We start from the raw sequence: 7,690 nt of genomic DNA on the forward strand, positions 1-7,690 counted from the left end.
TATTAAACTACTTGAAATAAATAGAACTTCAAATAATCAGTTTCCCTCACATTCCAGAGAATCGGATGATCCGGGGACTGTTGCCGTCCTTCAATCTGTCTGAGCGATACGCCTGCATCATCTGCCGCTTCCTTCAACATACGTCGAAAGAGTTCATCCGTCATGAAATGAGAACACGAGCAGGTGGCCAGATATCCGCCTCTGGGCAAAATTTTCATGGCCTTTAAATTAATTTCCTTATATCCTCTATAAGCATTTTTCAGCGTATGGCCCGACTTCGTAAAGGCCGGAGGATCCAGGATAATAAAATCATAGTCACGGTTCTTTTCTTCCGCCAACTGTGTTAATAAATCGAATACATTTGCTTGAACGGCTTTTACGGTAGACGAAAAACCGTTCTTCTCTATATTGGATATCGTCCGCTCTACAGCTTCCTCGGAAATATCCACGGCTGTTACAGATACGGCTCCTCCTCTGGCGGCATTTAAAGCAAAAGCCCCGGTGTGTGTAAAACAATCAAGGACATGTTTACCGACTGCTAAGCGGGATACGGCAAGACGATTGTATTTCTGATCAAGGAAAAATCCCGTTTTCTGACCGTTTTCTATATCCACATCGTAAAGGATATGGTTTTCACAGATAGTCGTCATCGGTTTCCCCGGCCGTTCAGGCAGCCAAGGGGCTTCATACCAACCCTTATACTGTGTTAACCCGTCCAATTCCCGTACCTTCACATCGTTTCTTTCATAAATACCGCGAATGTGAATGCCGTAGGTGCTTAGCCCTTCTACAAGGGGTTTAAATATACGCTCTTTAATACGGTCCATGCCGTAGCACAGAGTCTGTGTCACCAGTACGTCACTAAATAAATCTACCGTCAATCCCGGCATTTCATCGGCATCACCGAAGATAAGTCGACAACAGGAAAAGTCATCTTCCCCCATGACGGTACGACGATAAGCGAGCGCGTAGTCGACACGCCGCCGCCAAAATGCATCGTCAAAGGTATCGTTGGCATTTCGAGAAACAAGACGCACCCGTATTTTTGATACATCATTAATAAAACCCGTGCCGACGTATTTATTTTTCTCCGAATATACGTCGACCAGATCGCCTGTCTGCCAGGGTCCGTCTATACGTACCACTTCCTCCCCGTATACCCAAGGGTGGCCTGTCTGCGCCATGCGAAGAGCTTTTTTATTGATTACGACTTTTGAGTATGTTCTCATAGTGACTCCTACAAAATATAGCGGCTCATATCCACATCCGTAACGACTTTGCCGAGTTTTTCCGACACAAAATCACGGTCAATGCGAATTTTCTTCGCTTCTTCATAGGGTGTGTCGAAGGATATATCTTCTAAAATACGTTCTAAAATCGTATGTAGTCTTCTGGCCCCTATATTTTCCGTTTCTTCGTTTACGTGATGAGCATATTCAGCCATCATATCGATCCCGTCTTCCGTAAATTCCAGTTCCGTATTATCCGCACCAAGCAAGGCCGTATATTGTTTTAGCAACGACTGACTGGGTTCTGTAAGAATACGTTTAAAATCTTCAACTGTCAAAGATTGTAATTCCACACGAATAGGGAATCGCCCTTGTAATTCGGGAATCAAATCCGACGGTTTAGATACGTGAAAAGCTCCGGCGGCAATAAAAAGAATATGGTCCGTCTTTACAGGGCCATATTTCGTGGTCACCGTAGCTCCTTCCACAATGGGAAGAATATCTCGTTGTACCCCTTCACGGGATACATCGGGTCCGTTGGAACGCCCCTTTTCGGCTATTTTATCAAACTCGTCGATAAAGACAATTCCCGTTTCTTCCGTCGCTTCTATAGCCTTTTCTATAATAATGTCCATATCCAGAAGCTTACCTAACTCCTCTTCCTTGAAAAGTTCTCTGGCCTTGGCTACGGTCATTTTCTTTTTCTTTTTTTTCTTCGGTACAAGGTTCCCCAGCATTTCCTGAAAATTATTGGTCAATTCTTCCGTCGAATTTCCCGTCAAGATTCCCTGTACGGCTCTATCCGCTTCGGCTACTTCTACTTCGATTTCACGGTCGTCCCATTCGCCGGAAGCGATACGCTCCGCCATTTGTCTGCGACGTTCCGACATCCCCGTCGTTTCTGACGGCATATCGCTTTCCTTCTTTTCTTCTTCTCCTTCACTATTTCCGAAAAGGAAGGATACCGGATCGGTCACCGCTTCCTTTACGGTTTCCTTCTTCGGCCAAAAGACTTGCAGTATGCGATTATTGGCTTCCGCTTCCGCTTTTTCTTCAAAACGTCGGCTTTCCCGTTCCTGAACCATGCGAATGGCATTGGTCAACAAATCGCGAATCATTTGTTCTACATCGCGGCCAACGTAGCCCACTTCCGTATACTTCGTCGCCTCTACTTTTACAAAGGGAGCTCCCGTCAAGTCGGCCAAACGTCTGGCAATTTCCGTCTTTCCGACACCGGTCGGGCCGATGAGCAAAATATTTTTCGGAATAATTTCCTTTTGCAGTTCGGCACTCAGTTTCTTTCGTCTCCAGCGATTTCTCAACGCTACCGCTACGGATTTCTTGGCTCCGTCTTGCCCGATAATATATTTATTCAGTTGCGCCACTATTTCTTTAGGCGTCAAATTTTCTCTTTCCGTCATAAATTAAGGTCTCCCTTTCTATATTTCCTCGCATATAACGTTATGATTCGTATATACACAAATATCCGCCGCAATATGCAATGATTTTTCGGCAATTTCTTTAGCTGTCAAATCCGTATTATCCTTTAAAGCACGAGCAGCCGCCAAAGCATACATACCGCCGGAACCGATGGCACTGATACCGTCATCGGGTTCAATAACTTCACCTGTTCCGGATAACATGAGAATCCGCTCTCCGTCCGATACAAGCAAAAGGGCTTCCAGCTTATGTAAAACCTTATCACTGCGCCAGTCTTTGGCAAGTTCTACGGCACTGCGAATAAGATTTCCGTTATATTCATTCAGTTTAGCTTCAAATCTGTCAAAAAGGGAAAAGGCATCGGCTACGGATCCGGCAAATCCGCTGACAACCTTACCATTATATAGACGTCTTACCTTTTGCGCCGTTCCTTTCATAATGACAGAATTTCCCATAGTAACCTGACCGTCTCCGGCAATGGCCGTTTTTCCGTCTTTGCTCACGGCTACAATGGTCGTTGCATGAAAAGCCGTTTCCATTTATATCTTCTCCTTCATCACTTCAATAGCTTCTAAGGCACGTTGTGCCAGCAGTGCATTCTTTTCTCTTTTTTTTATTCGCTTTTTAATACCCAAAGGCGAAATAATACCGAAATTTACATTCATGGGCTGGAAGTTATCGTTCGGTCCCGTAGAAATATAGTGACTCAACGCTCCCAAAGCCGTTTCCTTCGGGAAGGTAACACAGGCTTCCTCCTTACACAACTTGGCGGCGTTAATACCTGCCAGAAGTCCCATAGAAGCCGACTCCAAATATCCTTCTACACCTGTTAATTGCCCGGCAAAGAAAAGAGAGTCTCTTTTTCTGTATTGTAAGGTCGGTAAGAGCAACTCCGGTGAATTGATGTATGAGTTTCGATGCATAACTCCGTAACGAACGAATTCCGCCTCTTCCAAGCCGGGAATCATGGAAAATACCCGTTTTTGTTCAGGGAATTTCAAATGGGTTTGAAATCCCACAATATTGTACAGCGTAGCACTGCCGTTATCCTGTCTCAATTGTACGACAGCATAGGGTACCGTATCCGTTCCCGGCAGCTCCAGACCGACGGGCTTCATAGGTCCGTAACGCAGTGTATCGATACCGCGGGCTCCCATGACTTCTACGGGCATACATCCTTCAAAGACGGTATCATCCTTTTCAAATTCATGTAATTCGGCACATTCAGCCGTCGTTAAAGCCTGCCAAAACGCTTTATACTCGTCTTCCGTAAAAGGGCAATTCAAATAATCGGCACCGCCCTTACCGTATCGTGCCGCTCTGTACACCTTATTCATATTAAGGGACTCAACAGTGACAATAGGTGCAGCCGCATCATGGAAGTGGAAGTATTCCTCACCTGTCAGCCGGGTAATCGCCGACGATAAGCCGTCGGATGTCAAAGGGCCGCTGGCAATAATGCAAGGCCGTTCTTCGGGAATTTCCGTCACTTCTTCATGTGTAATGGTAATTAACGGGTGGTTTTTAATCTTTTCCGTAACATATTCACTGAAAGGAACTCTGTCGACAGCCAAGGCTCCCCCGGCGGGAACACGGGTAGCATCGGCAGCTTCCATAATCAGTGACCCCAGTCGACGCATTTCTTCTTTTAAAAGGCCGACCGCATTTTCCACGTTAGCGGCTCGAAAAGAATTACTGCACACCAACTCGGCAAAAAAATCCGTATGGTGGGCCGGTGATTTTTTGTGCGGACGCATTTCCGCAAGTTCCGTCGGAATGCCGCGTTGAGCCGCCTGCCAAGCCGCCTCGGCACCGGACAAGCCGGCTCCGATTACAAGAAGACTATTTTTCATTGACTGTCTCACCCTTTTTATGATTTTCACAAGTGTCATTACTGCAAAAGAGTTTATCCCGGCCGTTTTTATAATGTTTGACCGTCATAATACTGCCGCAAAGAGAACATTTTTTATCTACCGGTTCATTCCATAAGACAAAGTCGCAATCAGGATAACGATTGCATCCGTAGAAGGTACGACCTCGTTTTGATTTTCGCTTAATCAGACTGCCTTCACCGCACTTGGGACATGTAATCCCCGTATCTTCGACAATAGCCTTCGTATTACGACATTCAGGGAAATTGGAACAAGCCAAGAATTTTCCGAAACGCCCGAATTTATAAACCATGGGAGAGCCGCAAAGTTCACACAGTTCTCCCGATTCCTGTCCGGCTACGGTTACTTTTTCCATGCCTTCTTCCGCATGGTCCAATTCAGGCTTGAATACATCGTAAAACTCTTTAAGTACGTGTATGTATGTATCGCTTCCCTGTTCGATACCGTCCAGAGATTCTTCCATATGAGCTGTAAAGTCTACATTAATGATGCCGTCAAAATATTCTTTTAATAACTTGATTGTTACTACACCCAATTCTGTAGGTACGAATTGTTTATCCAGCTTTTCCACGTAATTTCGATTCTTAATTGTGTCCATAATAGGAGCATACGTACTGGGTCGTCCGATTCCCTTTTCTTCCAACGTTTTAATCAGACTGGCTTCCGTATAGCGAGCCGGCGGTTGGGTAAAATGCTGGACCTTTTCAACCTTTTTATTATGCACAATCGTATCTTCGTGAATAGGCGGTAATTCTTGGCTTCCCTTTTCTTTCTGTTCTTCATAAAGCTCCGTAAAGCCCTTAAAGAGTACCGTATATCCCGAAGCCTTTAATTCATAATTGCCACTTTCTACTGTAATGGACATGTGTTCCGTTTCAACGGGAGCCATCTGGCTGGCAAGGAAACGGTTCCAAATGAGTGTATACAAACGCAGTTGGTCACGAGATAAAAAAGCGGAAACGACTTGCGGCGTCAACTCCAGAGAGGTCGGCCTGATAGCTTCGTGAGCGTCTTGGCTTGTAGCTCGCGACTTATATACATGAGGTTTAGGCGGCACAAACTCTTTACCGTACACATTGGCGATAAATTCTCGAGCGCCCTTAATCATATCTTCATTAATACGTGTCGAGTCTGTACGCATATAGGTAATAAGGCCTACATGACCGCGACCTCCTAATTCAAGGCCTTCATACAATTGCTGTGCCAGCATCATCGTCTTTTTAGCCCCGAAATTCAACTTGCCTACACATTCCTGCTGCATCGTCGATGTCGTAAACGGCGGCTGAGGCATCCGTTTACGCTTGCGTTTTTCTACCTTGGTAACCTTATCGGCAGGACGATTTTCCTTACGACTTTCCCAACGCAATTCCGCCTCTACGGCATCGGCAGCGTCTTTATCGGACAATTTTATTTTCTTTCCATTTTCCTTAACTACGTCGGCTGTAATTTTCATGCCGTCGTCAGTTTCGTAGACAGCCGATACGGACCAGTATTCTTCGGGCACAAAGGCTTTTATTTCTTCTTCTCGCTCGCAAATAAGACGTACGGCTACAGATTGCACACGACCGGCACTAAGTCCCTTGCAGACCTTTTTCCATAATAAGGGGCTTAATTGATACCCTACGATACGATCCAAAATTCGTCGTGCCTGCTGAGCATCCACACGATTTAAATCAATCGGTTCCGGATCCTTGAGGCCCGTCGTAACGGCATCCTTCGTAATTTCATGGAACATAATTCGACACGGTTCCTGCAAATCCATTTCCAAAATATGCGCTAAATGCCATGAAATAGCTTCACCCTCTCTATCAGGGTCAGTTGCGAGATACACTTTCTTGGAGCGTACATACTCGTGTCTCAGTTCCTCAATAATTTTCTTTTTATCATACATGTCGATATACGTCGGTGCGAAATCACGACTCACATCGACACCGAATTGATTGCGCGGCAAATCACGCAAATGCCCGCGACTGGCAAGGACTTTAAAGTCTTTGCCGAGAAACTTTTCAATCGTCTTGGCCTTAGCGGGAGATTCGACGATGACCAGGTTTTTGGCATTCTTCGGCAAGGGGTCCAATTTTTTCAACGGTTCTCTTACCGGCAGGTTGACACTGCCTTTAATAATAACCTTTTCTTTTTTGGCACTTTTCTTCTTGCGCCCTTTTTTCGAATCGTCTATAGTAATCGTTCGCTTAATGGGAAATTCCAGCATATATACTCATCCTAACTGTCATAAAAGGGATATTTACATTCAGTATTATATATTACACTATTTATATAGGCTCCTTCAACTCACAACCGGTACTGAAGAGGCTTTTAAATTTTTCTTGGTAATGATATAATAAAAAAAGTTTTGTAGAAAGTTTTACAAGGAGGAAATATGATGACATCTAAATATTTAAAAACAGCTCTTCTTTGTGCTTGTTTATCCACATCTTTTATCTGCGCGGTCCCCTCTTATGCCGATGCGGCTAACGAAGTGCCTACGGTCTCCGTTTCCGGCTATGCGGAAGAAAAAGTAGTTCCCGATACGGCTTATATTACCGTGGGCATGAACACAACGGCAGCTACAGCCGAAGAAGCTCGCATGCAAAACGACACTATTATGAACCGTGTACAACACTCGGCTCTTTCTCTGGGTATCGCCCAAAAAGATATGAAGACAAGAAACTTCAATGTCTATCCGACCTATGATAAAAATCAGAAAATCAACGGCTACTCCGTTTCCAATGATTTAGAACTGAAAGTCACGGACTTTACACTCATTTCCAAACTCATTGCGAAAGCTATGCAAGACGGTGCCAATGATATTAACGGCGTTCGTTTTACGACGGAAAAGGCTGATACGGTACGTTCCAACCTGATTAAGACAGCTATTTACAACGGCAAGCAAACGGCTCAGGCTGCGGCCGAAGCGACGGGACATCGCTTGGGCGATGTGAAATCCATTACCATTAACGATAACTCCCCTTCCTACACGGCAACTGCCAATATGTTCAGCTTGCGGGCTGCAAAGATGGAAACATCCACGCCCATCGAACCGGGAACGAATACCTTGAGTGAATCGGTAGAAGTAGTATATTACTTACAGTAAACACCTCTGTGTAACCTTTGACCCCCCCCCCCCCC

At 45.0% G+C, this 7,690-nt stretch carries 6 protein-coding genes; 1 reads left to right on the forward strand and 5 read right to left on the reverse strand.

Annotation, left to right across the window (positions count from 1 at the left end; translation table 11 throughout):
• Positions 1-2 precede the first annotated feature (2 nt).
• The 5 genes from HMPREF9429_RS06940 to topA are packed head-to-tail and all read right to left on the reverse strand — an operon-like array spanning position 3 to position 6,773.
• Entirely contained in the window at positions 3-1,229 is a 1,227-nt protein-coding gene (locus HMPREF9429_RS06940; RefSeq protein WP_006942639.1) for a class I SAM-dependent rRNA methyltransferase, read from the reverse strand.
• Between the two features lie 8 nt (positions 1,230-1,237).
• Entirely contained in the window at positions 1,238-2,650 is a 1,413-nt protein-coding gene (gene hslU / locus HMPREF9429_RS06945; RefSeq protein WP_006942640.1) for an ATP-dependent protease ATPase subunit HslU, read from the reverse strand.
• Between the two features lie 18 nt (positions 2,651-2,668).
• Complete coding sequence (gene hslV, locus HMPREF9429_RS09195; RefSeq protein ID WP_006942641.1) at positions 2,669-3,208, reverse strand: ATP-dependent protease subunit HslV; 540 nt, start codon at positions 3,206-3,208, stop codon at positions 2,669-2,671.
• On the reverse strand, positions 3,209-4,522 hold the full coding sequence (gene trmFO / locus HMPREF9429_RS06955; protein ID WP_006942642.1) for a methylenetetrahydrofolate--tRNA-(uracil(54)-C(5))-methyltransferase (FADH(2)-oxidizing) TrmFO: 1,314 nt from the start codon (positions 4,520-4,522) through the stop codon (positions 3,209-3,211).
• Positions 4,512-6,773 (reverse strand): type I DNA topoisomerase, encoded by a 2,262-nt coding sequence (gene topA / locus HMPREF9429_RS06960; protein WP_006942643.1) that lies wholly within the window; start codon positions 6,771-6,773, stop codon positions 4,512-4,514. The genes trmFO and topA overlap by 11 nt, the downstream gene beginning before the upstream one ends.
• A 168-nt stretch (positions 6,774-6,941) precedes the next feature.
• Here topA and HMPREF9429_RS06965 point away from each other — a divergent pair, with 168 nt between their 5' ends.
• Positions 6,942-7,655 (forward strand): SIMPL domain-containing protein, encoded by a 714-nt coding sequence (locus HMPREF9429_RS06965; RefSeq protein ID WP_006942645.1) that lies wholly within the window; start codon positions 6,942-6,944, stop codon positions 7,653-7,655.
• The last annotated feature ends 35 nt before the right edge of the window (positions 7,656-7,690 follow it).

It is taken from the genome of Megasphaera micronuciformis F0359, assembly GCF_000165735.1.
Classification (GTDB): domain Bacteria; phylum Bacillota; class Negativicutes; order Veillonellales; family Megasphaeraceae; genus Megasphaera; species Megasphaera micronuciformis.

Bases quoted from the DNA above. Each gene is read 5' to 3' on its own strand.
- trmFO (WP_006942642.1), bottom strand. From the start codon at position 4,522: ATGAAAAATAGTCTTCTTGTAATCGGAGCCGGCTTGTCCGGTGCCGAG.
- hslV (WP_006942641.1), bottom strand. From the start codon at position 3,208: ATGGAAACGGCTTTTCATGCAACGACCATTGTAGCCGTGAGCAAAGAC.
- hslU (WP_006942640.1), bottom strand. From the start codon at position 2,650: ATGACGGAAAGAGAAAATTTGACGCCTAAAGAAATAGTGGCGCAACTG.
- HMPREF9429_RS06965 (WP_006942645.1), top strand. From the start codon at position 6,942: ATGATGACATCTAAATATTTAAAAACAGCTCTTCTTTGTGCTTGTTTA.
- topA (WP_006942643.1), bottom strand. From the start codon at position 6,773: ATGCTGGAATTTCCCATTAAGCGAACGATTACTATAGACGATTCGAAA.
- HMPREF9429_RS06940 (WP_006942639.1), bottom strand. From the start codon at position 1,229: ATGAGAACATACTCAAAAGTCGTAATCAATAAAAAAGCTCTTCGCATG.